Source organism: Exiguobacterium sp. RIT594, from assembly GCF_003339585.1.
Classification (GTDB): Bacteria; Bacillota; Bacilli; order Exiguobacteriales; family Exiguobacteriaceae; genus Exiguobacterium_A.
In genome coordinates this window covers 317414-342154 of sequence record NZ_QPKF01000001.1, presented here as the reverse complement: position 1 = coordinate 342154, position 24741 = coordinate 317414, and the positions used below count along the sequence as shown (strand labels likewise).

Here is a 24741-nt window from a genome sequence, read left to right as displayed (position 1 = left end):
ATTTTTTCTTGACTCAATAAACGTCTCAATATACAAGTTCTCTCTTGCACAATTGCAAATCATTATACCGCTCAGCTTCCATAAAAGAAAGAGACGGTTTGTTTACAGTACAAACTTCTGCTAAAGTGAAACAAGCAGAATCCAACAAATGAGGTGACCACATGTATGATGTAATCGTAATCGGAGGCGGCCCAAGCGGCTTAATGGCAACGCTCGCCTCGTTACAAGCAGGCGCGAAGACGCTTTTGCTCGATAAAGGAAGTAAACTTGGACGAAAACTGGCGATTTCAGGGGGCGGTCGGTGTAACGTCACAAATCGTAAACCACTGGAAGAATTGGTTCAATCGATTCCGGGAAACGGCCGTTTTCTCTATAGTGCCTTTTCACAGTTCAATAACGAATCGATCATTGAACTGTTCGAAGGATTTGGTGTCGCCCTAAAAGAAGAGGACAATGGACGGATGTTCCCCGTTTCCGATAAAGCGGCCGATGTCGTTCGTGTGTTGATTGATCAAATTCGTCAACACGGTGCCGAAATTCAAATCAATGCCGAAGTCGCAACCCTCGACTTTCATCCGGACGGTTCATTCGCAGCCGTCTTACTTGCTGACGGAACCCGCCTTGAAGCCAAGAGTTGTGTCGTCGCTGTCGGCGGACAATCGGTTCCCCATACCGGTTCAACGGGTGACGGTTATCCCTGGGCACGCAAAGCCGGTCATACAATCACGGATCTCTTTCCGACCGAAGTTCCGATTTTACTGAACGATACGTTCATTCAGGAAAAGACATTGCAAGGTCTTTCATTACGTGACGTCGCTTTGACGGTTCACGGTAAAAAAGACAAACCCATTAAAACGCATACCGGTGACCTCCTGTTCACGCATTTCGGTCTGAGCGGTCCGATTGCGTTACGTTGCAGCCAGTACACGATTAAAGAAAGAAAGCGATCAGGTGAACGAGTCGTCCATCTCTCGATCGATTTGTTCCCGGATGAATCAATCGGTGCGTTGACGGAACGATTCCAAGCCGCGCTTGCCGCTAATCCGAAGAAGACCGTCCGGAATGCGTTAAAGGGATTTGTTCCGGAACGGCTACTCGATCTGTTATTTACCCGGATCGGTTTTGGTGACGAAGTGTGTACGCAAATTAAAAAACAGGACTTCACCCAACTGTTAGCGACGCTCAAACGCTTCCCGCTACAAGCAGTAGGAACACTCGACTTTGATAAAGCGTTTGTCACCGGGGGTGGCGTTTCGATTAAGGAAATCCAGCCGAAAACGATGATGTCGAAAAAAGCGGACGGTCTCTTTTTCGCCGGTGAAATCCTTGACATTCACGGCTATACAGGTGGTTATAATATCACAGCCGCTTTTGTAACCGGACATTGTGCCGGAACGAACGCTGCTCTGACTGCATTATGACAAAAAGGCTAGTTCCTACACGGAGCTAGCCTTTTAGTCGATTGGTGTAAACGAACGGCTCGAGAATTTATCCGTTTGGATGAGTGCAAACAACTCATTGTCCTGAACAAATATTCCTTCTGCCCCGTACACTTTCGGACTCGCTGATTCCCCTGTGATTGTCACATCTTTCGTGTCAATCGAATACAGGAATAAGGCTTCCGAATCCAACGTATAAATCCGCCCTTGCCGCTCGGCCAAACCGATCGGACGGAAGTTTTCCGTGAACGCTTTTTTCGCATCACTGCGCATGCCGTCGGCCGTATCGATCCGTTTTCGTGCCACGATCGTCAAATACGGTGGTTTTTGTTTTTTCTTCAAGGCGCGTATTTCTTTTGCAGTGGCATCTTTCTCAATCTTGATTTCATCTTGTTTCGTCGTGAAATACGTCAATTCACTTCGCGCTAACGAGCGAATGTGATTAATCGTATAAAATTGTTTTTTCTTGACGTCATAACCGAGTCCGTGAAAGCTGTCACGGATTGTCGTACCGGCTACCCGCTCTCGCTTGTCTTCTTTCCAGACGCCCTCTTCCCGTTTGACGGTCACGAGAATTTGATTAGATGTCAATAAGGCGACGGTCTCGCCGTCAACGAGCGTCATCCCGTCAACACCCGACAGCATCAACTTGCCTTCATCTTCGATTTGGAACGAAGCATTGATCCGCTCTCCGGTCCCGCTGATTTCAAAAAAGTGATAATCTTCCGTTACGACAAGGTAAGAACCAATTGAATCATCGTACAGCATCTGTTGGACATTCTTGATCAACGGTTCTTCCGGATTTGGAATCGAGGACGGTGTTTTCGGTGGTACTTGTTTGACTGCTGCCTGGTGTTTCGATTGTGTCTCAATTTTTGCAAACGTCTCTTTGATTTGTGCGACGGTCTCAGGTCGTGAAAAGACGAGGGCCACACAAAGGATCAGACCGGAGACGACGGCAAAAATCGTTGTATAGACTATATAAGTTCGTTTCATTTACACAAATCGCCTTTCTGTCTCGGTTTCTGATTCAGTTTAGCAGAAGGCGCCCTAAAAAAAAAGCGGACTTGCGACGGAGATAATCGAAAACCCCTCGATCTGATCAAATCAGATGAGGGGTTTCGGCTTAGTTGGCTACGATATTGATCAGTTTTTTCGGAACGACGATGACTTTTCGAACCGTTTTATCACCAATCCACTCTTGTGTTTTTTCATCTGCAAACGCAAGGGCTTCAATTTCTTCTTTCGTTGCGTCGATGCTGATGACGAGCTTCGAACGGACTTTACCGTTGACTTGAATGACGAATTCCATTGTATCGCTGACGAGTTTCGTTTCGTCAAATGTCGGCCATTCCGCATATGTCAAGGTGTCGTCAAAGCCAAGCTGCTCCCATAACTCTTCTCCTAAGTGCGGCGCAACCGGAGTCAACAACTGAATGAATCCGCGAAGGAAATGACGCGGTAAGACCGGTTGTTTATTTGCTTCGTTGACGAAGACCATCAACTGCGAAATGCCGGTGTTGAACTGAATGTTCGTGAAGTCTTCCGTTACTTTTTTCACCGTCTGGTGGTAGACGCGTTCAAAGTCGGCGTCGACTGTCGTCACGTCTTGAATGTCCGCTGTCCGTTCAAACAGACGCCAGACACGGTCAAGGAAACGACGTGCTCCGTCAAGACCGTTTTCCGACCAGGAGACTGAAGCATCAAGCGGTCCCATGAACATCTCGTATAAACGGAGTGTATCCGCACCATGCGACTTGACGATTTCATCCGGGTTGATGACGTTTCCGCGCGATTTCGACATTTTTTCGTTGTTTTCTCCAAGAATCATCCCTTGGTTATACAACTTTTGGAATGGTTCTTTTGTCGGTACGACACCGATATCATATAAGACTTTATGCCAGAAGCGGGCATAGAGTAAATGAAGGACGGCATGCTCAGCCCCTCCGATATAAATATCAACCGGAAGCCAGTATTTTAATTTTTCCGGATCGGCAATCGCTTCTTCATTGTGCGGATCGATGAAGCGAAGATAATACCAGCAGCTTCCGCCCCATTGCGGCATCGTGTTCGTCTCGCGACGTCCTTTTAGTCCTGAGACCGGATCCGTGTAATCGAGCCAGTCTTCAGCAAGTGCGAGTGGAGATTCACCTGTTCCGGACGGCTTAATTTCCGGAATCATCGGCAATTCAAGCGGAAGTTCCGATTTATCGAGTGTCTTCATCGTTCCGTCTTCCATGTGGACGACCGGAATCGGTTCACCCCAGTACCGTTGGCGGCTGAACAACCAATCGCGCAACCGGAACGTGATTTTTTTGCGTCCGACTTGGTTCGTCTCAAGTTCAGCGATGATGGTCTCAATCGCTTCTTGTTTTGACAGGCCGTCGAGCATCTGTGAGTTGACGTGCTCGCCTTCACCCGTATAAGCCGCTTCGTCGACGTTGCCGCCCGCTACGACTTCGATGATCGGCAGGTCAAACTGTTTTGCAAATTCATGATCCCGCTCGTCATGGGCCGGTACGGCCATGATGGCGCCTGTCCCGTATGTCGATAACACATAATCGGCAATCCAGATCGGGAGGCGTTCGCCGGAAATCGGGTTGACGGCAAAAGCTCCTGTGAAGACGCCTGTTTTTTCTTTCGCAAGATCCGTCCGCTCCAAGTCCGATTTCGTCTGAACAGACGCGATATACGTTTTAACAGCTTCTTCATGATCGGCTGTCGTGATGTCCGCGACAAACGGATGCTCCGGTGCAAGGACAAGGTAAGTTGCCCCGAAAACTGTATCCGGACGTGTCGTAAAGACCGTCACTTGTTTTTTATGACCGTCAATCGTAAAGTCGATTTCCGCCCCTTCCGATTTTCCGATCCAGTTCCGTTGCATTTCTTTTACTGACTCCGGCCAGTCGAGTTCATCTAAATCTTCGAGCAAACGGTCTGCATACTCTGTGATTTTTAAGACCCACTGCCGCATCGGAACACGGACGACGGGATGATTGCCACGCTCCGACAGTCCGTCGATGACTTCTTCGTTCGCAAGCACTGTTCCAAGCGCCGGGCACCAGTTAACCGCGACTTCGTCAACGAAAGCAAGTCCTTGTTCATACAATTTCGTAAAGATCCACTGTGTCCATTTGTAATACTTCGGATCCGTCGTATTGATTTCACGATCCCAGTCGTAAGAAAATCCTAAATCTTTTAACTGACGTTTAAACGTTTCGATGTTTTGGGCTGTGAATTCCCGCGGATCATTTCCTGTATCAAGGGCATACTGTTCCGCCGGAAGTCCAAACGCATCCCATCCCATCGGATGAAGGACATTGTACCCCTGCATCCGTTTCATCCGTGCGAGGATATCCGTTGCCGTGTATCCTTCCGGGTGTCCGACATGGAGTCCTGCTCCCGATGGATAAGGAAACATGTCTAATGCATAAAAGCCTTCTTTTTCCGGATCTTCTGTTGTGACGAACGCCTTGTCCTGCTCCCAGCGCGCTTGCCATTTTGGTTCGATTTCACGATGATTGTACGGCATCTTTATTCCTCCTCTGAATATACAAAAAACCGGTCTCCGCCCCTAGGAATAGGGACGAAAGACCGGTTCGTCTCCCGCGGTACCACCCACGTTGTCTGCTGAAGCAGACCACTTGATTCACAGATAACGGTGTGAAGGACCGGAGTTCGCTACTTGGTTTCACGAATCATGCTCCCTGACGAGTTCACGGACGATTCCGACTGGTTTGCACCGACCACCAGCTCTCTAAACGGAATGACTCCCTTACTACTTCAGTTCGTCGCAATGGACTATCTATGTGTAAGTGTAAGCCGAACCTTCCCTTACCGTCAACGGTTGCGTAAAATTTCTCCAATTGCAGCGTGCGATGAAACAATATGATCCGCATGTTGCAGGACTTGTGCCGGCATCCGGTCGTCAAGCAGGGCAATGACTTCCATTCCCGCTTTCTTTGCACCGATCATCCCGTTTGCTGCATCTTCAATGACAATACAAGCGTCCGGTGTTTGCCCGATCCGTTTTGCGGCGAGCTGAAAAATTGCCGGATCGGGTTTTGAACGCGGAACTTCAAATCCACTTGTGTACGCATCAACCGTCAATCCGTAATGCGTGATGACCCGTGTGATTTTTTCAAGTGAACTGGAAGAAGCAATCGCAATCCGGTATCCTTCCGTCCGGGCCAGTTCCATCAATTCTTTGACTCCGTCTTTTAAGCCACAGGCTTCCGGCTTTGCATGTTGCTGGAATAATTCATGTTCGAGTGCCAGTAATGCTTCCGTAGAATGAGGTAACTTATGTTGTGTAATCAGTTCTTCCCACATCTCGTCTCCTGTTTTCCCCATGAATGTCGCATACTGCGTATGATCGAGCGGGATAGATAACGTCTTAAACATGTGTTGGTGGACTTTAAAATATTGAATTTCACTGTCGAGAATGACCCCATCCATATCAAAAATCAGACCTGTTTTTTTCATTTTTTCCCCTCCTGCTATCAGCCTACCAAAAAACCTGATCATCCGCAGACGATCAGGTGGATTCATGTCGCTAAAACCGTCTCTTGGTAGCGGTATTCCGGGAAATAGTCTACGTCTTGATCATTTCCATAGCGTTGGCACAATTGTTCATAGATATGGGGCAGAAGAATCGTTTTTCCTTGGTGGTATTCAAACATCCGGTATCCTGTGTAGCGGCACTTGCTTTCAAACAGACTGTCCCGTTCCTTATATCCGCCGCCTAAATGTTGTTCGACCATCCCTGCCGTCTTGGAATGTAAAATCGCCTCGTACTCCAGACGCTGATTCGGAAACAGTTTATGTTCATCCCGTTGACATCCAATCAAATGTCCGTGTGCATACTCTTGTCCAAGCAATACGAAATAACCACCGACGGCTTCCCCTCTCCACTCGGCAATCAACAGTAATGGTTCACACAGCTGTGTCGGCTGAAAGAGTCGTTCAAAGTATTCAGGTGTAAAATAGTAATGGGAAGAGGCATCTTTCCGGTCCATCGTTTGGTAATAAAGACGGATAAAAGTTGGCAAATCTTCTTTTGATCCCCGACGGACTGTCAGCTCTGACGCCAATGACTTCCGGATCATACTCCGGTTTTTCTTATGAAACGTTTGCATGATTTCTTCCACGGTTGGCCGAAGATCGATGCTCGTCGTGTGGCGGATGAATTCCGTTTTCGTCCAATCCGCTATCCGTTTTTGATTTTCCGTCAATGGATTAAAACGAATCAGCTCCGAGACAATCTTGTGACGCATGGCCCATTGCCGAAAAGAACGCTTGGCATCTGCCAGTTCCTCCAACGTCAGTTCACCAACAACTTCCGGACCTCCATAACCATAAGGTGTAATCATATCAAAATACTCGGTGTCGAAAATACGCCTTTTCAAAAAAGGATAAAACAGTTCACCTGACGCACCTTGAAAATAAACCAGTCCCGCCGTTTCATCGGTCCGTGCATTTAAACGGACGTATTCATAGCTATAAAAAATATCAAGTGATTTATTTTCGATAAGTGATGTCCAAGTCAGATGATCTTCAACAAAAATACATTGCCTCATCTTTTCCACCTCCGGCACACGACACATCAAACATATTTTTTCTTTAATTTGGTTAATCAATTAATATTTTCCTTTTAATTGAATACCCATTTTACCTGTTTATTATGCGTCCTCAAAAAAAGACAGATGACGGCATCCAACAACCACATCTGTCTTTCGAACTTATTTTATCGCCTTATTTGGTATAGCACGAATGAATGTGAATCCTGCCACCAGAATCAATCCGATCAACGTCATGAACACGGCATTCATACCGGATAAATCATAGATCAGTCCCCCGACGGTCGGACTGATCATCCGTCCGGCCGAAGCGGCGATATTGACGTATCCCTGAAACTCACCTTCTTTACCAATCGGAGCCAAGCGCGCTGCCATCGCAGGAACTGCCGGCCAAATGAACATCTCACCAATCGTCAAGATGATCATCGCCACTAAAAACATTTTGAATCCGCCCGCAAAGGGAACGATGGCATAGGACAAAAGAAAAATCCCTGTCCCCGTCAGTAATTGACGTTTCAAATCGTCACCAAACCATCGTAAGACGGGTGTCAATAACGGTTGTGCAAACACAATCAGTGCCCCGTTGATCGTCCATAAAATCGAATACTCGGAAATTGTTACCCCAAGTGACTTTGTATGCACGGCAAACGTTCCCTGCCATTGAACATACACAAACCACAACAGTGCATAACCAATTGAGACATACAGCATCGTCCGGACTGAACTTCGCGAGAGCGGTTCCCGCACTTCCTCGCCTACAGACAGCGATTGACGTCTGGTTGGATGGACCTGAATCCAGTTCAATCCTACTAACAGAACGACAGCAAACAACAAGTACAGTATGAGGTTTGCGATGAAGATGAACTGGATATCAATCGCCGCAATTTGTCCGCTGATAGCGGTTCCGAGTGCCACACCGACGTTTTGAGCAACATAGATTGCGTTAAACGCCCGTCTCCCACCTTCCGGCCAGATCACACCGGTCAGGGCATAGATGGTCGGAAAAACCATTCCGCCGACGAACCCGATTAATCCAAGCATCAGAACATAACCGGTGAAAGTCTGATGGAACATCCAGAGACCGATTGAGGCAAGGACGAGTCCGATGACACTGATGACAAGTGTCCGTTTGCCGCCTAACCGGTCAAATGCTTTTCCACCAATGTAGTTCCCGATGATGGCGAGAGCCGAGTTGACGAATAAGGCCATTCCGGCCTTCGTCATCGACTCCCCTAAATAGTCATGAATGTATAATGTATTAAACGGCCATAAAAAAGAGGACCCTGTCGTATTGATCGCCATCGCCAATACCAGAATCCAGACCGCGCGAGGTAATTTCGGCATGGTAAGTATCCTCCAATGTAGTTTCCAACCTTGCCACTTTACGAAATTATTCTGTCGTCTGTCAAGGAACTTCGATTTAAACGAACAATCGGAAAAATGATACAATTGACTAAAGGGTCGATTTTGCGGGTACTTAGAAAAAAATAGAGCATATCAATCAGAAAGAGGAGTTTTTGCCATGTCACTTGCACGTGTGTTACCTTATGCCAAAGAATTGTTGGAATCCGTTATTCATGAAGGAGATTGCGTCGTCGATATGACTGCGGGGAACGGTCATGATACGCATTTCCTTGCTGAACAGGTCGGACCGAGCGGACGGGTCATCGCTTTTGATGTCCAGGAGCAGGCAATCGAAGAAACAACCCGTCGGTTGCAGGCGGCTCACGTCTTCGATTGGGTCGATTTATATCACGAAAGTCATATCCATGTCGGAGCTCGGTTGTTTGCTGAACAACGTCCGATTCGTGCCGGAGTGTTTAATCTTGGATACTTACCGGGAAGCGATAAATCCGTCACGACGACCGGAGAAGAAACGCTAGAGGCACTCCGGGCCCTCCTTCCGGTCCTTGTCCCCGGCGGTCTGGTTGTCCTCGTGATTTACCACGGTCACTTGGAGGGACGCAAGGAGCGTGATGCAGTGTTGGAACATGTTTCATCGCTCCCCCAGCAGGATTATGCCGTCTTGCAGTATCGTTTCTTGAATCAGCAAAACAATCCGCCGTTCATCGTGGCGATTGAAAAAAAATTAAAAAAACAAATACTCGATTAAACAACAGAGGAGTGCCGTCATATGCGACAGCACTCCTCTTTTAAAGCATATTAATCTTCCACTAATTTCAGGAACAACAATAACTTTTCAGCAAATCGTGTATTCAACCGTTCGAAACTGAAGTGCGGGAACCCGTGCAGGCGTTGCAGATAAATTTGGTCTCCGCCCATTTTCCGGCACACTTCAAGCGTCAACTTGACGTCAGCAAACTGATCGTCCGGCGCATAAAAACAAGCGAGTTGGACACGCGGCAATTTTTTCCGCTCTTCATCATGGATGACAATTTCTTCTTCAATCTCACGATATTCAGCGTACGTCAACTCACCAAGACGTGCTGCATCCTCATTGTTTTGACCGAACGGTAATGTTCCGAGTGGCGCATCGGGACGGAACCGGTCGAAAGCACTCGCAAAGACTTGTTTGACGCCTCCCAATTGCTTGGAATTGTGCCAATCAAATAACGGCGAGATAAACGTCAGGCTCGCCATCGGTAACTCATATTCTTGAAGCAGCCGGTTGACGACAAGAGCGCCCATACTGCAGGCAATGATATGAATCGGTAATTTCCGCTTACCGGCTTCGCGTAATGCTTCTTTTAGTAACTGTTGATGTTCTTCAAACGATACACGACGGGGGGCGTCGACCAAGAGGACCTCATATTCGCGTTCTAAGACACGAATCAGTGCTTCACTTGGCCGGGCACGTAATTGGAGTGGATATACAAGAACGATCACTCCGGTTGGTTGTTCTACCACAAACTCACCTCTTCATTCGATATCTGTTTAGTATGCAACAAATCCGACTTCAGCCAAACCGCCTTAAGTCGGATTCCGTTTCGTTAATATATACGTTGCAGTCGCGTCACAGGTTCCACCTGTCCGAAGACTTCCTCTGTCGTCTCGCTGATTTCCTTAAATCCGTATGAAGTCAAAAAGTGACGGGCCTTATAGTTTCGGGATTCGACATACACTTCAATCGGAGACGCTCCTTGCAATTCCAGTTCACGGATCAGCCGGCGTCCAATTCCGTTTTGCTGGTATTTCGGCAAGACATACAGCCGGACGATTTCCCACGTTCCATCCACATCGATGGCGTGGATAAAACCGACGATCTCCCCGTCGATGAGTCCGACATTGAAGTATTCTCCACGTGCTTCCTCTGCTGTCCGGATTGCCCGGACCACTTCTTCCTGCGGGTACGCTTCTTGTACGAAATGGGCTTTCGAACGCTCTGAATAGATTTCCTCATATGTGTCCATCCAGGACGTGAGCGCAATATCATGAATGCGTGCTGCATCAGCCGGAACTGCTTCGCGTATCTCCATACCGAAATCCCCCTTTTCCTTTTACAGACTCATGTTCTTTTACCCTTTTCTAGAAATTTCAGTCGTATCCCTGCAAAGTTCCGGAGAAACAAAAAAAGTTCAGAAACACCCTTAAAAGGGAGTTTCTGAACTCGGGATTATGCGAAACGTTTTGCCTGCTCTTCAAGAGTAGCAGCTTTATCTGTTTGCTCCCATGGTAATTCGATGTCTGTACGACCGAAGTGACCATAAGCTGCTGTCTGACGATAAATCGGACGGCGGAGATCAAGCATCTTGATGATTCCTGCAGGGCGGAGATCAAAGTTTTCTGCGATTAATTCGACGAGTTGCGCTTCAGGAAGTTTTCCTGTACCGAACGTATCGACTGCGATTGAAACCGGGTGCGCAACACCGATTGCGTAAGCAAGTTGAACTTCTGCTTTGTCCGCAAGACCAGATGCAACCAGGTTTTTCGCGACATAACGTGCTGCGTAAGCAGCTGAACGGTCGACTTTCGTTGGATCTTTACCAGAGAACGCTCCACCGCCGTGACGTGCATAGCCGCCATACGTATCAACGATGATTTTACGACCTGTCAACCCTGCATCTCCTTGTGGTCCGCCGATGACGAAACGACCAGTCGGGTTGATGAAGAATTTTGTGTCTGCATCGATGTACTCTGCCGGGATGACCGGTGCGATGACATGTTCTTTCAGATCTGCCTGGATTTGCTCAAGCGTCACTTCTTCTGCATGTTGTGTTGAGATGACGATTGTATCGACGCGAACAGGTTCATTGTTCTCGTTGTATTCAACCGTGACTTGCGTTTTACCATCCGGACGGAGGTAATCGAGTTGTCCCGTTTTGCGGACTTCTGCCAAACGACGTGCCAGTTTGTGTGAAAGCGAGATTGGAAGTGGCATGAGTTCAGGTGTTTCTTTCGTTGCGTAACCGAACATCAGACCTTGGTCTCCTGCTCCGATGGCATCGATTTCTTCATCTGACATGTTTCCTTCGCGTGCTTCAAGCGCCTGGTCAACACCGAGAGCGATGTCTGCTGACTGCTCATCGATTGATGTCAATACAGCACAAGTGTCTGCATCGAAACCGTATTTAGCGCGTGTGTAGCCGATTTCGCGAATGGTTTCACGAACGACTTTCGGGATATCCACGTAAGTTGATGTCGTGATTTCTCCTGCTACTAATACGAGTCCTGTCGTGACAGAAGTTTCTGCCGCAACACGTGCGTTTGGATCGGCTGCAAGAATTGCATCCAAAATTGAATCCGAAATCTGGTCACAGATTTTATCCGGGTGACCTTCAGTGACTGATTCCGACGTAAATAGTCGGCGATTAAGGTTTGTCATGTTTGACCCTCCCAAAAAAGAATTTGACGGTGTACTCATTTCCCCTAGTTGAGTGGGACGGTAAAATGAAAAAAACCTTTCCATGTCCAAAAATGGTCAGGGAAAGGTTGTGCGTTCTTCCTTTACCCTCTTATCGTTCGAAGTGTTTACTTCGCTTCAGGAGAGCACCTTTTCCTACATTAATGATGAAATTAATATAAGACGGTTGCCGGGTTTCTTCGGGCCTTGTTCCCTCCACCTGCTCAGAATAAGAGTATCCGTTACGAATTACATGATATAAACTTGTGTGCACTCTGTCAAGCAACGTTTTAATTTCTAGTCGAAAAAAATTGAAAGAGATGTTAAACTGTTAATGCTGAAAGCGTTTCCAGATAAATAGAAATCAGCGCATGAAAATGATTGCCCTATCATTAGTATGTCATATATAATAAATGTGCCATACTAATAATGGAGCCAAAACCAACGCAGGGGAAAGGTGGGGTCAGGATGCCGATGACGGTCCTGAATATCGAAGAACTACTCAAGAAGGAGCATGTGTTCAAACAACTGTCCGTTGCTGAACTAGTCGAACATGCGATTCGTAACAAAGAAGGAGTTCTTGCAGAAAATGGTGCTTTGTCTGTAGAAACGGGGAAATTTACAGGTCGTTCACCGAAAGACAAGTTCATCGTTCGTGATGACTCATGTGAAATGCATATCGATTGGGGTCATGTGAATCAACCGATGGAGTCGGACAAATTCGAGCAACTGTTACAAAAAGTCCTTCGTTACATGAACGAAGCCGATCAACTCTACTACACAGAAGCTGCTGCTGGTGCCGATACACATTTCACCCTTCCAGTGCGCGTCGTAACCGAATATGCTTGGCATAATTTGTTTGCGAAACAGCTATTCTTACGGGAATATCCTACAGTTGCGGCCTTTGAACCATTTACGGTCGTCTACGCACCGCACTTTAAAGCGGATCCGGCGGTTGACGGGACAAACTCCGAGACTTTCATCGCGATGTCATTTGAACACCGTATCGTCTTGATCGGTGGAACCGAGTATGCCGGAGAAATCAAAAAATCAATTTTCTCGGTCATGAACTATCTGTTACCGCAGGAAGAAGTCTTGTCGATGCACTGTTCCGCCAACGTTGGACATGAAGGGGATGTTGCCTTATTCTTCGGACTATCGGGGACTGGTAAGACCACCCTGTCTGCAGATGAGAGCCGTCAATTGATCGGTGACGATGAACACGGCTGGTCCCATGATGGTGTCTTTAACATCGAAGGTGGCTGCTATGCGAAAACGGTCAACTTGTCACGTGAAAAAGAACCACAAATTTTTGACGCCATCCGCTTCGGAACCGTTCTTGAAAACGTCGTCCTCGACGACGCCCGGATTCCGGATTACGACGATACCTCACTGACGGAAAATACGCGTGCTGCTTATCCGATCACAGCAATCGACAACATCATTATTCCGTCACGCGCCGGTCACCCGAAAACGATTGTCTTCCTGACAGCCGATGCGTACGGTGTCTTGCCTCCAATCAGTAAACTGACAAAAGAACAAGCGATGTATCATTTCTTATCAGGTTACACATCTAAACTTGCCGGTACGGAGCGTGGCGTCACAGAACCGGAAGCAACGTTTTCGACCTGCTTCGGTTCCCCGTTCCTGCCGTTGATTCCAGAAAAATATGCGACGATGCTCGGAGAACTGATCGATCGCCACGGCGTTACCGTTTATCTCGTCAACACCGGTTGGACCGGCGGGGCTTACGGTACCGGCAGCCGGATGAAACTTTCGTATACACGGACGATGGTCAATGCGGCCGTTAACGGTCTGCTTGCAGATATCCCGACAGAAGAACATCCGATTTTCGGTCTGCATATGCCGATCGAAGTCCCTGGTGTTCCGACTGACTTGCTCAATCCGGTCAAGGTCTGGGCGGATGCATCTGTTTACGAACAACAAGCGACCGCGCTCGCACAAAAATTCACACAGAACTTCGCACGTTTCGAAAGTGCGACCGATGCGATCAAAGCAGCCGGTCCCCGCGTGTAAAAACGATTGATGGTACTAAAAAGGTTGAGCTCCTTAACGGATGCTCAACCTTTTGTGTTAGACGATGGAATCTGTCTTATCTTGTAAATGAAGTTCTTTTTGAGAAAGCCAAACTTGGCTTTCTTTTAATAATTCATAGGCACGGCGCTTCTCAATCCCGAATCGATGGCTCAGCATTTCGAACCGTTCGAACTCTCCCCGGTCTGCGCTGATCGCAAGGAGCAGGCAATCCCGAAACGGATGATCATCCCCCTGTAAGACGTTTTTCAAAGCCGGTTCAATCGGAAGCTGATCAATGATTTCATCAATATCGACCGAGAGTAATGCATCAATATGAGACAGTAATCCGATCATATAAGCGCTCTCTGCTTTCAAGGTCTTCGTCTCCGTCGCAAACAGTTCACACAGCTTCGCACAATGTAACGATGAACGTAATAATTCGTCCGACCACTGATAAGGACTCGCGAGTTTCATCTCGCGCAGGACGATTAACGAAATCCAGCTCTTTAGTTGTGAAAATCCCAGCAAGGAAATCGCTTGTCGGACGGAACTGACTGTGTTCCGAAGACCGATTCCCGGAGAATTGATTAGTTGCAGTACTTGTACACTGATGTAGGGATTTCCTTCGATTTCATCGACGACGTCCTCATAGTGGTCATCTGTATCCAACCATTTCAGCATCTTCAACAGGACAGGTACTTGCGGAGGAACTGCCTTCCCTTTCATCAGCATCGGTTTAGCATAAAAGTATCCCTGAAACCAGTCATAACCCATCTCAAGACTTCGCGTATGATCTTCATGTGTTTCGACCCGTTCTGCCAAAAAGCGCATGTGCGGATAATTCCGCTTCAAGATATGTAAGATTGCACTTTGTTCGCGTGGGTTGATGGCTTCGATATCAATTTTAATTAAATCAATTAAATCAAACAGTTCAGCGCCATGATGACGCAACAAATCCGTCACGAAATCATCCAGTGCCAATACGAAGCCCGCTTCTTTCCACTTCTGAAGCGTCAGGAGCATGGCAGCATCAATGTGGACTGTCTCTAACACTTCAATCACGAATTGTGCCGGATCCAAATGATCGATCAGCTCAGACTGTAACAGGTCGCCTGTGAAATTAATGAATAATCGTTTTCCTTCTGCTACACGATCTACTCCCAAATGAATCAGTGTATTCGTCAATACATCCATCGTTGCTAAGTCACCATCAAAGACTTCAGGTGTTTCAACGGAACGATAGAGCAGTTCAAAAGCGTCAATCGAACCAAACCGGTCTACAATCGGTTGTCGCGCAAGTAAGATTTCCATCTCATATATCCCTTCTAAATCCGTTAATCTGGCTTATTTTATATGTTCTAGTATATCAAATATCGTTTTCCCTTAAAAAATCTCTTTTTTAAAACATATCAATGTTCCCATCATTTGGAGAAAAAAACATCTCAATGCGAGGCACTGAGATGTTTTCACGAATCCTTTTACTTGGATAACATCCAATCGATGACTTGTTTCGTCACAAGCATTTTTTGATGGATTGGAAATTGATGCGCATACTGATATACCAATAAACGGGTCTTTTCCGAATAGCGGGCCGCATAGTTCGTCGCATGCCGCAACCGGACGTTTTGATCGTGCAAGCCGTGAATCAGCAAGACGTCTCCTTGCGGCGGGAAGTAGAGTGGTGACCGGACCCGGTATGCCTCCAGCCGTTGCTCCGGAACGCCACCGGTAAATCGTCTGAGCATTTTTTGCATCGTCCGCTGTTCTTCATACGTCCAAATCAAATTCGTCACGCCGGCCCAGGAAACGGTCCGAGCGACTTCACGATGATGCGCCAGTAAAAGCGCCATCTGACCGCCACGGGAAAAGCCAAAGACCGATGTCCGCTCGACATATTGATCGAGCCAATCAAAAGCACTGATGGCGTCAAGGATATCCCGGTGTCCAAAATCTTCTTTTCCGGTCCCCCCTAAGTTACCGCGGTAAAAAGGAGCCATGACCAAATAACCGGCTTGCGCGAACTGCATTAAGCGGGTCGGCCGAACCATGCCGATATTACGTGTCCCACCACGTAAATACAAGAGACCTTGTCCGTTCGCACGAACCGGTAAGATGATGTACGCCCCGACCCGTTCTCCGTCGGATGTTTCATAAAAGACCCGAAAGGTGCGGAACGGTCCCTGCCGCGGGAGCTCAAACCAATCGGCGTTCGGCGAGTACACGAAGAGTCTCCGGAAGGACACGGTCCTTCATCATGAAGCTGTATTGGCGGTTCGTATCTAAACGTTTCGGGATATCGTCTAGTAAATAGGCACCGTCCGTCTCATCGACAGCAAGATGCGGCACCAAGGATGCGATTTCGGCGAAGTAGATGTTCTTGATGATCGTATCCCCCCGACCTTCGACCCGGTATTGTCCGATGTACTGGAGACGTTCGATATGTCCCCCTGTCTCTTCCATGACTTCCCGGTGTGCTGCCTCCTCGGCCGTTTCCCCCGGTTCGACCTTTCCACCCGGAAATTCGTAGCCCCGTTGCTTATGATGTGTCAGTAACCATTTCCCTTCGTACACGGCAATGACCCAGACATGAAGCGGATGGACTGAAAACGGATGGTCCTCAAAACTCAGTTCAACCCGATTTTGATAATAATCTAAAAACGTAATCACGTGCGTGCACCTCATTTCTTCTTCTCTCTTCACTTTACCTGTTTCGAAAGCATTCTAAAAGTGAAAGTGCGCAGGAATTTGCCAGAATGACAAAAAAAGACATCCCTCTGAATCGAGAGATGTCCGGCTTCTTATTTCAAGCGAGCTTCAAGCTCTGCTTTTTCTGCTTCAAATCCAGGTTTACCCAGTAAGGCAAACATGTTTTTCTTGTACGCTTCGACACCCGGCTGATCGAATGGGTTCACACCAAGCAGGTAACCGCTCATCGCGCATGCCTTTTCGAAGAAGTAGAACAAGAATCCGAGATGATACGGTGTCATCTCCGGCAATTCAACTGTCAGGTTCGGGACTTGTCCATCTGTGTGGGCAAGCAACGTTCCTTCTGCTGCCTTGTCATTGACGAATTGAATCGACTTGCCTTCAAGGAAGTTTAAGCCGTCCAAATCCTGTGCATCTTTTTCAATCGTCAAGGCATGACGCGCTTGTCCGACTTTGATGACCGTTTCAAATAAATCACGACGTCCTTCTTGGACGTATTGTCCCATTGAGTGAAGGTCCGTTGAGAAGTCGACTGCTGCCGGGAAGATCCCTTTAAAGTCTTTTCCTTCTGACTCTCCGTACAACTGTTTCCACCACTCCGACACATAGTGTAAGGCTGGTTCATAGTTGACGAGCAACTCGATTGTTTTTCCTTTCGCATATAATGCGTTTCGAACAACCGCGTACTGGTATGCTTCGTTTTCCGCCAAGTTCTCATTTGAGAACTGGACTTGTGCATCACGCGCGCCTGCCATCAATTCTTCAATTGAAATGCCGGCGGCTGCAATCGGTAATAAACCAACCGGTGTCAAGACAGAGAAACGACCACCGACGTCATCCGGAATTACAAACGTTTGGTATCCTTCTGAGTCAGCAAGTGTCTTCAGGGCACCACGTGCTTTATCCGTCGTCGCATAAATCCGGTCCTTCGCTCCGGCTTTACCGTACTTGTCTTCCATAAATGTTTTCAGGAGACGGAATGAAATCGCCGGTTCTGTCGTTGTCCCTGATTTTGAGATGATATTGACCGAAACATCTTTTCCTTCAAGTACTTGGAACAAATCGTGTAAGTACGTCGAAGAAATGTTATGTCCGGCATAAATGATTTGCGGTGCTTTCCGTTCGTCTTTTGACAGTAAGTTGTGGAACGAATGACCGAGCATCTCAATTGCAGCACGTGCTCCGAGATACGATCCGCCGATCCCGACGACTAACAAGACATCTGAATCCGACTTGATTTTTTCAGCTGCCGCCTGAATTTTTTCAAATTCCGCTTTGTCATAGTTTGTCGGTAAATCGACCCATCCTAAGAAATCACTGCCGGCACCTGTACCGTTGTGGATTGCTCCGTGTAATGTTTTTACCGTATCCGCCATATAGTCTACTTCATGTTGTCCTACGAATTGTAGGGCCTTCGAATAATCAAAACGTACTGTTGTCATTCACTCGTCCTCCTTATTCATTCGCAAACAAATGCGACCTTCCTTTTCATTAAAACGCAAGAAGGAAGGTCGTTCAAGTCTTTTGTGAAAAGATTAGCAAATGTTATGACGCTTACAAAGCAGCTGTTACGATTTGGCGAACATCTTCGTTGCCAAGTGATTTGAAGTTACCAAAGTCTCCACGTGTCATCGCTGACTTCACGATTGAATCGACCGTTTCTTCTTTGATGTCATAATCCGCAAGGCGGTTCGGTGCACCAAGTGATGTCCAGAACGCACTGATTGCATCGATTGTAGCGTGTGCTGCTTCCATTTCTGATTTCCCTGCCGTATCGACGTCAAAGACGTTTTCACCAAGCGTAACGAAACGGTGTGCGTTTGACTCATCGAGAACGTGACGCATCCAGTTCGGGAAGAGAATCGCCAGACCGCCTGCATGCGGGATGTCGTGAACCGCTGAGACCGCGTGCTCAATGTTGTGTGACGCCCAGTCGCCGCGTGCACCCATTTGAAGAACACCGTTGAGTGCCATCGTACCGGCAAACAGGATTGTACCGCGGAGTTCAACGTTTTCAAGATCGTTGACAAGTTTCGGTGCAACTTCAACGACTGCTTTCATGACACCTTCCGTCATCCGCTCTTGAACCGGTGCATGCGCCGTATGGAAATATTGCTCGAGGCAATGGCTCATCATGTCGACGATTCCGTAAATCGTTTGATCTTTCGGAACGCTGACAGTGTACTTTGGATCAAGGATTGAGAATGTCGGGAACGTCAACGGGCTGCCCCAACCGTATTTCTCTTGTGTCTTCCAGTTCGTGATGACAGAACCTGAGTTCATTTCTGAACCGGTCGCAGCGAGCGTCAAGACTGTTCCAAACGGGATCACTGTTTCAGGTGTCGCTTTACCGATGACAAGATCCCATGCTTCACCCTCGTAAGGGATACCTGCAGCGATCAATTTCGTGCAGTCGATGACAGAACCGCCGCCAAGAGCGAGCAATGCGTCAACGCCAGCTTCACGTGCGATTTTAATACCGCGTTCTGCTGTCTCGATGCGTGGATTTGGTTCGACGCCGTCGCATTCGACGTATTCGATTCCTGCCGCACTCAGTTCGCGTGTGACGTCATCATAGACACCATTACGTTTGATACTGCCGCCGCCAAATACGAGCATGACTTTTTTAGCATCTAGTGCTTTGAGTTCGTCTTTGATTTTGTTGACTTGACCGTCACCAAAAATAAGTTTCGTTGGATTACGATATTCGAAGTTTTCCATTGTGTGTTGCCCCCTTGATAAGTAATGAACACCTTACATTATCCACACATTCCCCTTTTGCATCTATTTTAATGCTTATAACGCAAAAAAAGAGAACCGACCGATGTCGATTCCCTTTCAAAATCTTATTTTTGGAAGTTTGATTTTTCAATCCATTCTTCCAATTTGCCTTTTAACACGTTGAAGCCAGGAGCTTCTTCTTGTTTGAAAGCAGGACCTGCATCGCGACGGCCAGTGTTTTTGCGTGGGCCTTTAGCGCGTGCTTCGCGTTTTGGAGCTTCCTGTGTTGCTTTGATCGAAAGCTTCATTTTTTTGTTAGCTTCGTCGATGTCGAGAACTTTAACAGTTACTTCATCGCCAACTTTTACGTAATCGTTGATGTCTTTTACGTAATCGTGTGAGATTTCTGAGATGTGGACGAGGCCTTGTGTTTGCTCGTCAAGTGCTACGAAAGCACCAAAGTTTTGAATACCAGTTACTTTACCAGTAACGACTTGGTCTTTTTCAAAGTTTGCCATAGTTTATACACTCCCTAACTAAATTCATCAACTTATAATAACATACTTTTTACGGATGGTAAAAAATATTTTTCAAATTGTTTATTTTTTATTTTACCAGGGAACAAATTAGTAGCAAGACTTCAAGTATTCCCCCTGATTCTGCCGGACTTTTCGAGTCCGGCCCTTTTTTTGTTTCTACTTACTTTTTCACGCAAAAAGGACCGATTCGGTCTGCCCGCTTTCCGCGGACAAGTCATCATGACGCTTCAGATGCAGAGGCATCTTCCAGGGTCATGATTAACTTGTTTTTCCGCAGGAGTCGAGCATGACCTCACCTGTCCTAGCGTAAAGGAAATTGCATGGTGAAGCAATCAAAATTTCTATTCGTTTACAGACTTACAAATCGTCGAATCCGTTTGCATCCGTTACTTTCGCATACGAGCGCGATTTTTGCTCGAAGAAATCGGATTTCGTCGCATTCATCGAGTCGTCGGAATACGCCCGGATCCATGGCATGACGTCTTCATCATGTCCTTCATACAGATCGTCGAGCCCGATGACACGGAGACGTTTGTTGGCGAGGTATTTGACATAGTCACGCATCTCGCTGACATCAAGTCCGTCCAAATCCCGTAGCACGTATTCACTCCACTCGATTTCAAGATCAACAGCACGTTCGAATGTGGCATAGACGAACTTCGTGAATGAACCGTCTGCATCGATTTGCGGATGCTCTGTCAAGACGGCACGCAACAGCTGGCTGATGAAGTACGAGTGTTGCAACTCGTCGCGTTGGATATAACTGATCATCGTCGAAGTTCCGACCATTTTTTGGTGACGCGCCAGGTTATAGAAGAACGCAAATCCGGAATAGAAGTTGATTCCTTCAAGAACGATTGAGGCGACGAGTGATTTCGCAAAGTTTTCCGGTGTCCGGTCGTTTTGGAAATCTTCATACAGATCCAGAATAAAAGCATTCCGCTTCATGACCATGTCGTCATCTTTCGCGATGTCGAAGATCCGGTTTTGTTCTGACAACGGGACGAGACTCGACAGCACGTAGCTGTATGACTGGTTATGCACGACTTCCTGTTGGGCCACAATCGCGAGAATCGCATGAATCGAGGCATCTGACGTAAACATTGCCGACTCCAGGATATAGCGGGTCTGGACAGAGTCAAGAATCGATAACAGACCGATGATCCGCTTAAACGCATCCTGTTCCCGCTCGCTCAATTGATTCCACTGTTGCATGTCTTTTGACATCGAAATTTCGTCCGGAATCCAGAAGTTCGATAACAGTTGTTTATAGATCGAATAAAACTGCGGATATGCGATATCGTTCCAGTTGACGATCGAGCTTGTCTCGCCACCGATGATCGCTGTCGCACGATTTGGATGACGGGCATCAAGCAGTTTGATTTTTTGTAGTTGTTCCATGTTGTTCGGCTCCCTCTTGCTGTAATTGCAGTAATGTTCGACGTGTCCACTCTTTGACCGCGTGCGGCCGGTTTCGCGGCGATTGTTCGATTTTGAGTAATTCACCCGCGAGCGGTACCCCGAATTTCGCGAGATGGTAGGCCATCTCATCAACGGCGCGGCAATATTTGACGAACATTTTATCACCCGTCCCAAAGACGGCTGCCTGCGGAATCGCGTGCGGACTTTCCTTTAAGACCAGCTTCAGACAATCTCGCATCTCATCCGGCAATTGTCCGTCTCCCCAGGTGTACGAACCAAAATAGACGATATCATAAGGGACCAGCTGATACGTCGTCACATCATCGGCAAAGATCATCGTCGGTTCGACCTGCATTTCGGAACATGCTTTTGCAATCAGTTCCGCAACCTCCTCTGTATTTCCGCTCATTGACGCATATACGATTGCTGCCTTCATGATATCGTCCTCCTTCTCTTATGATGAACACGACTCACATTCATCGATTTCGACGGTCGTCGAACGTGTGTAATAAATCGTCTTCATCCCCAGCTGCCATGCTTCCATGTGCATCTCGAGTAACTCTTTTGCTTTGACACTGTTTTTGACATAGAGATTAAAGCTGATTGCTTGGTCAATATGACGTTGGCGTGAGGCATTTTGACGGATGCTCCAAAGCTGATCAATCTCAAACGCTGATTTATAGAACCAGTTCGTTTCCGGTGTCAAATCGGGTACTGTGACCGGAATCTTGTAGTTTTTCTTCTCTTCCGCGTAGACCTTCTTGTAAATCGGATCGATCGAAGCCGTACTTCCGGCGATGATTGCCGTCGACGAGTTCGGTGCGACTGCCATCAGATAGGCATTTCGCATACCGTGTTCTGTGATGTCGGCTTGCAGACGATCCCAGTTCAGTTCAGCCGTTGTTTTGTAGTGACGGCGGGCGATGTATTCCCCTGTCTGCCATTCCGATCCTTCAAAGAGACGGTACGCGCCTTTTTCTTTCGCCAGTTGCATCGACGCATCAATCGTCAAGTAGGCAATTTTTTCGTAGAGACGGTCGGCATACTGAACAGCCTCGACCGACTCCCAGCGGATGCCTTCGAGAGCGAGCAGATGATGCCAGCCGAATGTTCCGAGACCGACAGCGCGGTATTTTTGATTCGTAATCTGTGCTTGCGGCACGTCGATCGTATTTAAATCGATGACGTTATCAAGCATCCGCATTTGAATCGGAATCAACCGTTCCAATACATTTTCACGGACAGCACGCGCAAGCGCGATTGAAGATAAGTTACAGACAACGAAATCACCCGGTGTTTTCGTGATGATGATTTTTCCGTCTTCCGTGTACTCTTCTGTGACAGTCGTCGGGCTCATGTTTTGCATGATTTCCGAACAGAGGTTAGACGAATAAATCATTCCGGCATGTTTGTTCGGGTTGGCACGGTTTACTGCATCACGGAAGAACATGTACGGTGTGCCTGTTTCGAGCTGCGAACGCATGTAGCGTTTGACGAGATCAATCGCCGGTACTTTCGTCCGGCTCAGACGCGGTTCATTGACACACGCTGTATATTTCTCCGTGAAGCTGCCGCCTTGTTCCGTTTCATCGAACGAATCTTCCAGGCTGAAGCCCATCACCGTCCGAATTTCGTGCGGGTCGAACAAGTACCAGTCTCCGCGCGCTTCGACCGTCCGCATGAAATGGTCCGGTAAGCTGACGCCTGTGAACAAGTCATGTGTCCGCAATCGTTCGTCCCCGTTGTTCAATTTCGCATCGAGGAACTCGAGAATATCTTTATGCCAAATATCGAGATAAACGGCGATTGAACCTTGGCGCATACCAAGCTGATCGACGCTGACTGCTGTGTTGTTCAACTGTTTCATCCACGGAATGACACCGCTTGAAACGCCTTTAAATCCTTTAATATCTGACCCGCGTGAACGGATTTTTCCCATGTAGACACCGATTCCGCCGCCGCCTTTTGACAGTGTCGCAACATCGGTATTCGAGTCATAGATGCCCCGGAGCGAATCATCGACTGTATCGATGAAGCATGATGACAGTTGTCCGTATGATTTACCGGCATTCGATAAAGTCGGTGTCGCAACAGTCATGTAGAGATTAGAAAGTGCCCAGTACGACTCTTTGACGAGCTCGATCCGGCGGTCTTTCGGTTCTGTCTGCATGAGTGTCATCGCGATGATCATAAAACGTTCCTGCGGCAATTCGTATAATTTTTTGACGTGGTCGCGCGCTAAGTAACGGTCGGATAATGTCCGGAGTCCGATATACGTGAACAGATGATCACGTGACGGATCGATTGATGCCGCAAGTTCCTCGACTTCTTCTTTTGTATACGTGTCTAAGAGATGCGGTGTAAAGATGCCGATCTCCGTCAATTTTTCAATCAACGCGTAAAGTGAGCCGTAACGTTCGTCCGCTGGATATCCGCGGTTTTCGCTCGCTTCAAGATATAACCGGTTGAGGTAAGTGGCTGTCGCAACAAACGTCCAGTTCGGTTCTTCTGCCTTCAACATGTCCAGTGCATGCATGGTTAAGAGTTCATAGACTTGATCCGCCTGTAACGTCTTCCCTTCAAGTGCCCGAATTGCGCGTTCTGTGTAACGCTCAACGTCGAGCTCCGAGTATGATGCTGTAATCTGACGGATGACCGTGTATACATCTTCTATTGTCATTGCACCTTGATAGATGCGTGCTGTATTCAGTGGAGATGCCACTATGAACCACTCCCATTCTCTAACTTTAAAATAGGTTCCGTTGCCGTAAAAAATGCGCTAAACTAAAAAAAGACGCCCTACATATAGAAAGTGTTATTCAATCTTCACTCTATATATAGACGTTTCAGGCATTTTTAAACCTATTTATCTACAAGATATAGGTTATCACTAAATGCCGGAAAAATAAGCCCTTGCATTGAAATTCAGGTCAAACAAATTTGAAAAGGCGGACTACCGCCTTTTGAGATATATTGAGATAAGGAGTTTTAGTGATTATGAGTTCAGAAGAACTTTTAAAAAAATATGATCCATTTCACCTAGGAGAAGGAAATTATCCGACGGAAATGTCTGCTATACTAAGCTTACTGACGGTTCATGATCAAATAAGCCCGCTTGCGGAAGCAATCGGGAGCGTTTTTGAAGAATCATTTGATGAACGACCGGATCAGCAGGAATTGATTTTACTCGCAACGAACTTACTTTTATGTGAAGCTTCGTGTGAACTTTGAAAGGAGACTGATTATGCAAGTTGACTACACGCCTAACCCGAACTCAGTAAAAATCACCCTCGATGGAGACCGTTTCGGTGCCAAGAGCACCAGCGTCAAAAAAGGGGATACACCGGAAGACGCTTTGCTCGCATCACTCATTACGATTGACGGCATCGATAATCTATTTGCATACGGTGATTTCGTCACCGTCACAAAAGAAGCTGACGCTGAATGGAATGACTTACTTCCGACAATCGAAGAAAAAATGTAAATATCTCACAAGG

At 47.2% G+C, this 24741-nt stretch carries 22 protein-coding genes, 1 riboswitch and 1 other annotated feature; of the genes, 5 read left to right on the top strand and 17 right to left on the bottom strand.

The features are described from left to right. Window positions 1-161: 161 nt before the first annotated feature. A complete protein-coding gene (locus tag DVG79_RS01705) occupies window positions 162-1421 on the top strand; it encodes a BaiN/RdsA family NAD(P)/FAD-dependent oxidoreductase (RefSeq protein WP_114595205.1) in 1260 nt (419 codons plus the stop codon). A gap of 33 nt (window positions 1422-1454) precedes the next feature. Here the strand turns inward: DVG79_RS01705 and DVG79_RS01700 are convergent, their stop codons facing one another. From DVG79_RS01700 to DVG79_RS01680, 5 genes are all read right to left on the bottom strand, one after another. Continuing rightward, window positions 1455-2435 carry a hypothetical protein gene (locus tag DVG79_RS01700; RefSeq protein ID WP_114595204.1) on the bottom strand — a complete coding sequence of 327 codons (981 nt, stop codon included), beginning with the start codon at window positions 2433-2435 and terminating at the stop codon, window positions 1455-1457. A gap of 130 nt (window positions 2436-2565) precedes the next feature. Further along, window positions 2566-4971, bottom strand: coding sequence for a leucine--tRNA ligase (gene leuS / locus DVG79_RS01695; protein WP_114595203.1), 2406 nt, complete (start codon window positions 4969-4971; stop codon window positions 2566-2568). 47 nt (window positions 4972-5018) lie between these two features. Then, window positions 5019-5240 (bottom strand) — a binding site (T-box leader). Between the two features lie 39 nt (window positions 5241-5279). Next, the gene (locus DVG79_RS01690) at window positions 5280-5924 is read right to left on the bottom strand and encodes an HAD family hydrolase (RefSeq protein ID WP_114595202.1); all 645 of its coding nucleotides are present in this window, start codon (window positions 5922-5924) and stop codon (window positions 5280-5282) included. A 62-nt stretch (window positions 5925-5986) separates the two neighbouring features. After that, complete coding sequence (locus DVG79_RS01685; RefSeq protein ID WP_158537514.1) at window positions 5987-7018, bottom strand: peptidoglycan bridge formation glycyltransferase FemA/FemB family protein; 1032 nt, start codon at window positions 7016-7018, stop codon at window positions 5987-5989. A gap of 162 nt (window positions 7019-7180) precedes the next feature. After that, window positions 7181-8362, bottom strand: coding sequence for an MDR family MFS transporter (locus tag DVG79_RS01680; protein WP_114595200.1), 1182 nt, complete (start codon window positions 8360-8362; stop codon window positions 7181-7183). A 178-nt stretch (window positions 8363-8540) separates the two neighbouring features. Between DVG79_RS01680 and mnmM the strand changes: the two genes are divergently transcribed. Then, the gene (gene mnmM / locus DVG79_RS01675; protein ID WP_114595199.1) at window positions 8541-9131 is read left to right on the top strand and encodes a tRNA 5-(aminomethyl)-2-thiouridylate-methyltransferase MnmM; all 591 of its coding nucleotides are present in this window, start codon (window positions 8541-8543) and stop codon (window positions 9129-9131) included. Between the two features lie 50 nt (window positions 9132-9181). Here the strand turns inward: mnmM and DVG79_RS01670 are convergent, their stop codons facing one another. The 3 genes from DVG79_RS01670 to metK form a co-directional block, all read right to left on the bottom strand. Further along, window positions 9182-9886 carry an alpha/beta fold hydrolase gene (locus tag DVG79_RS01670; RefSeq protein ID WP_114595198.1) on the bottom strand — a complete coding sequence of 235 codons (705 nt, stop codon included), beginning with the start codon at window positions 9884-9886 and terminating at the stop codon, window positions 9182-9184. Between the two features lie 83 nt (window positions 9887-9969). Beyond that, entirely contained in the window at window positions 9970-10455 is a 486-nt protein-coding gene (locus DVG79_RS01665; protein WP_114595197.1) for a GNAT family N-acetyltransferase, read from the bottom strand. A 137-nt stretch (window positions 10456-10592) separates the two neighbouring features. Further along, window positions 10593-11801 carry a methionine adenosyltransferase gene (gene metK, locus DVG79_RS01660; RefSeq protein WP_114595196.1) on the bottom strand — a complete coding sequence of 403 codons (1209 nt, stop codon included), beginning with the start codon at window positions 11799-11801 and terminating at the stop codon, window positions 10593-10595. A gap of 127 nt (window positions 11802-11928) precedes the next feature. Then, a riboswitch (SAM riboswitch) is annotated at window positions 11929-12055 on the bottom strand. Between the two features lie 232 nt (window positions 12056-12287). Between metK and pckA the strand changes: the two genes are divergently transcribed. Further along, the gene (pckA, locus tag DVG79_RS01655) at window positions 12288-13856 is read left to right on the top strand and encodes a phosphoenolpyruvate carboxykinase (ATP) (RefSeq protein WP_199505839.1); all 1569 of its coding nucleotides are present in this window, start codon (window positions 12288-12290) and stop codon (window positions 13854-13856) included. A 57-nt stretch (window positions 13857-13913) separates the two neighbouring features. Here pckA and DVG79_RS01650 read toward each other — a convergent pair whose 3' ends face one another. The 9 genes from DVG79_RS01650 to DVG79_RS01610 all read right to left on the bottom strand — a co-directional run bounded on the left by DVG79_RS01650 (window position 13914) and on the right by DVG79_RS01610 (window position 23924). After that, complete coding sequence (locus DVG79_RS01650) at window positions 13914-15167, bottom strand: EAL and HDOD domain-containing protein (RefSeq protein WP_114595195.1); 1254 nt, start codon at window positions 15165-15167, stop codon at window positions 13914-13916. 167 nt (window positions 15168-15334) lie between these two features. Beyond that, window positions 15335-16078 carry an alpha/beta hydrolase family protein gene (locus DVG79_RS01645; RefSeq protein ID WP_114595194.1) on the bottom strand — a complete coding sequence of 248 codons (744 nt, stop codon included), beginning with the start codon at window positions 16076-16078 and terminating at the stop codon, window positions 15335-15337. Further along, window positions 16050-16523 carry an RNA deprotection pyrophosphohydrolase gene (gene ytkD, locus DVG79_RS01640; RefSeq protein WP_114595193.1) on the bottom strand — a complete coding sequence of 158 codons (474 nt, stop codon included), beginning with the start codon at window positions 16521-16523 and terminating at the stop codon, window positions 16050-16052. Before ytkD ends, DVG79_RS01645 begins: the two co-directional genes overlap by 29 nt. A gap of 131 nt (window positions 16524-16654) precedes the next feature. Next, on the bottom strand, window positions 16655-18004 hold the full coding sequence (locus DVG79_RS01635; protein WP_114595192.1) for a glucose-6-phosphate isomerase: 1350 nt from the start codon (window positions 18002-18004) through the stop codon (window positions 16655-16657). A 112-nt stretch (window positions 18005-18116) separates the two neighbouring features. Then, complete coding sequence (locus tag DVG79_RS01630) at window positions 18117-19283, bottom strand: iron-containing alcohol dehydrogenase (RefSeq protein ID WP_114595191.1); 1167 nt, start codon at window positions 19281-19283, stop codon at window positions 18117-18119. Window positions 19284-19408: 125 nt separating this feature from the next. Further along, entirely contained in the window at window positions 19409-19801 is a 393-nt protein-coding gene (gene yugI, locus DVG79_RS01625) for a S1 domain-containing post-transcriptional regulator GSP13 (protein ID WP_014971071.1), read from the bottom strand. 378 nt (window positions 19802-20179) lie between these two features. After that, window positions 20180-21223: a ribonucleotide-diphosphate reductase subunit beta gene (locus tag DVG79_RS01620; protein WP_114595190.1), complete on the bottom strand. Its 1044-nt coding sequence runs from the start codon at window positions 21221-21223 to the stop codon at window positions 20180-20182. After that, complete coding sequence (locus DVG79_RS01615) at window positions 21192-21680, bottom strand: flavodoxin domain-containing protein (RefSeq protein WP_114595189.1); 489 nt, start codon at window positions 21678-21680, stop codon at window positions 21192-21194. Before DVG79_RS01615 ends, DVG79_RS01620 begins: the two co-directional genes overlap by 32 nt. Window positions 21681-21698: 18 nt before the next feature. Continuing rightward, window positions 21699-23924 carry a ribonucleoside-diphosphate reductase subunit alpha gene (locus DVG79_RS01610; protein WP_233494573.1) on the bottom strand — a complete coding sequence of 742 codons (2226 nt, stop codon included), beginning with the start codon at window positions 23922-23924 and terminating at the stop codon, window positions 21699-21701. A gap of 317 nt (window positions 23925-24241) precedes the next feature. On the opposite strand from DVG79_RS01610, the gene DVG79_RS01605 reads away from it, so the two are divergent. Both DVG79_RS01605 and DVG79_RS01600 read left to right on the top strand, forming a co-directional pair. Beyond that, window positions 24242-24475, top strand: a complete 234-nt coding sequence (locus DVG79_RS01605) for a DUF1871 family protein (protein ID WP_114595187.1) — start codon at window positions 24242-24244, stop codon at window positions 24473-24475. Between the two features lie 13 nt (window positions 24476-24488). Continuing rightward, the gene (locus DVG79_RS01600) at window positions 24489-24728 is read left to right on the top strand and encodes a NifU N-terminal domain-containing protein (protein ID WP_026827667.1); all 240 of its coding nucleotides are present in this window, start codon (window positions 24489-24491) and stop codon (window positions 24726-24728) included. Window positions 24729-24741 lie beyond the last annotated feature (13 nt).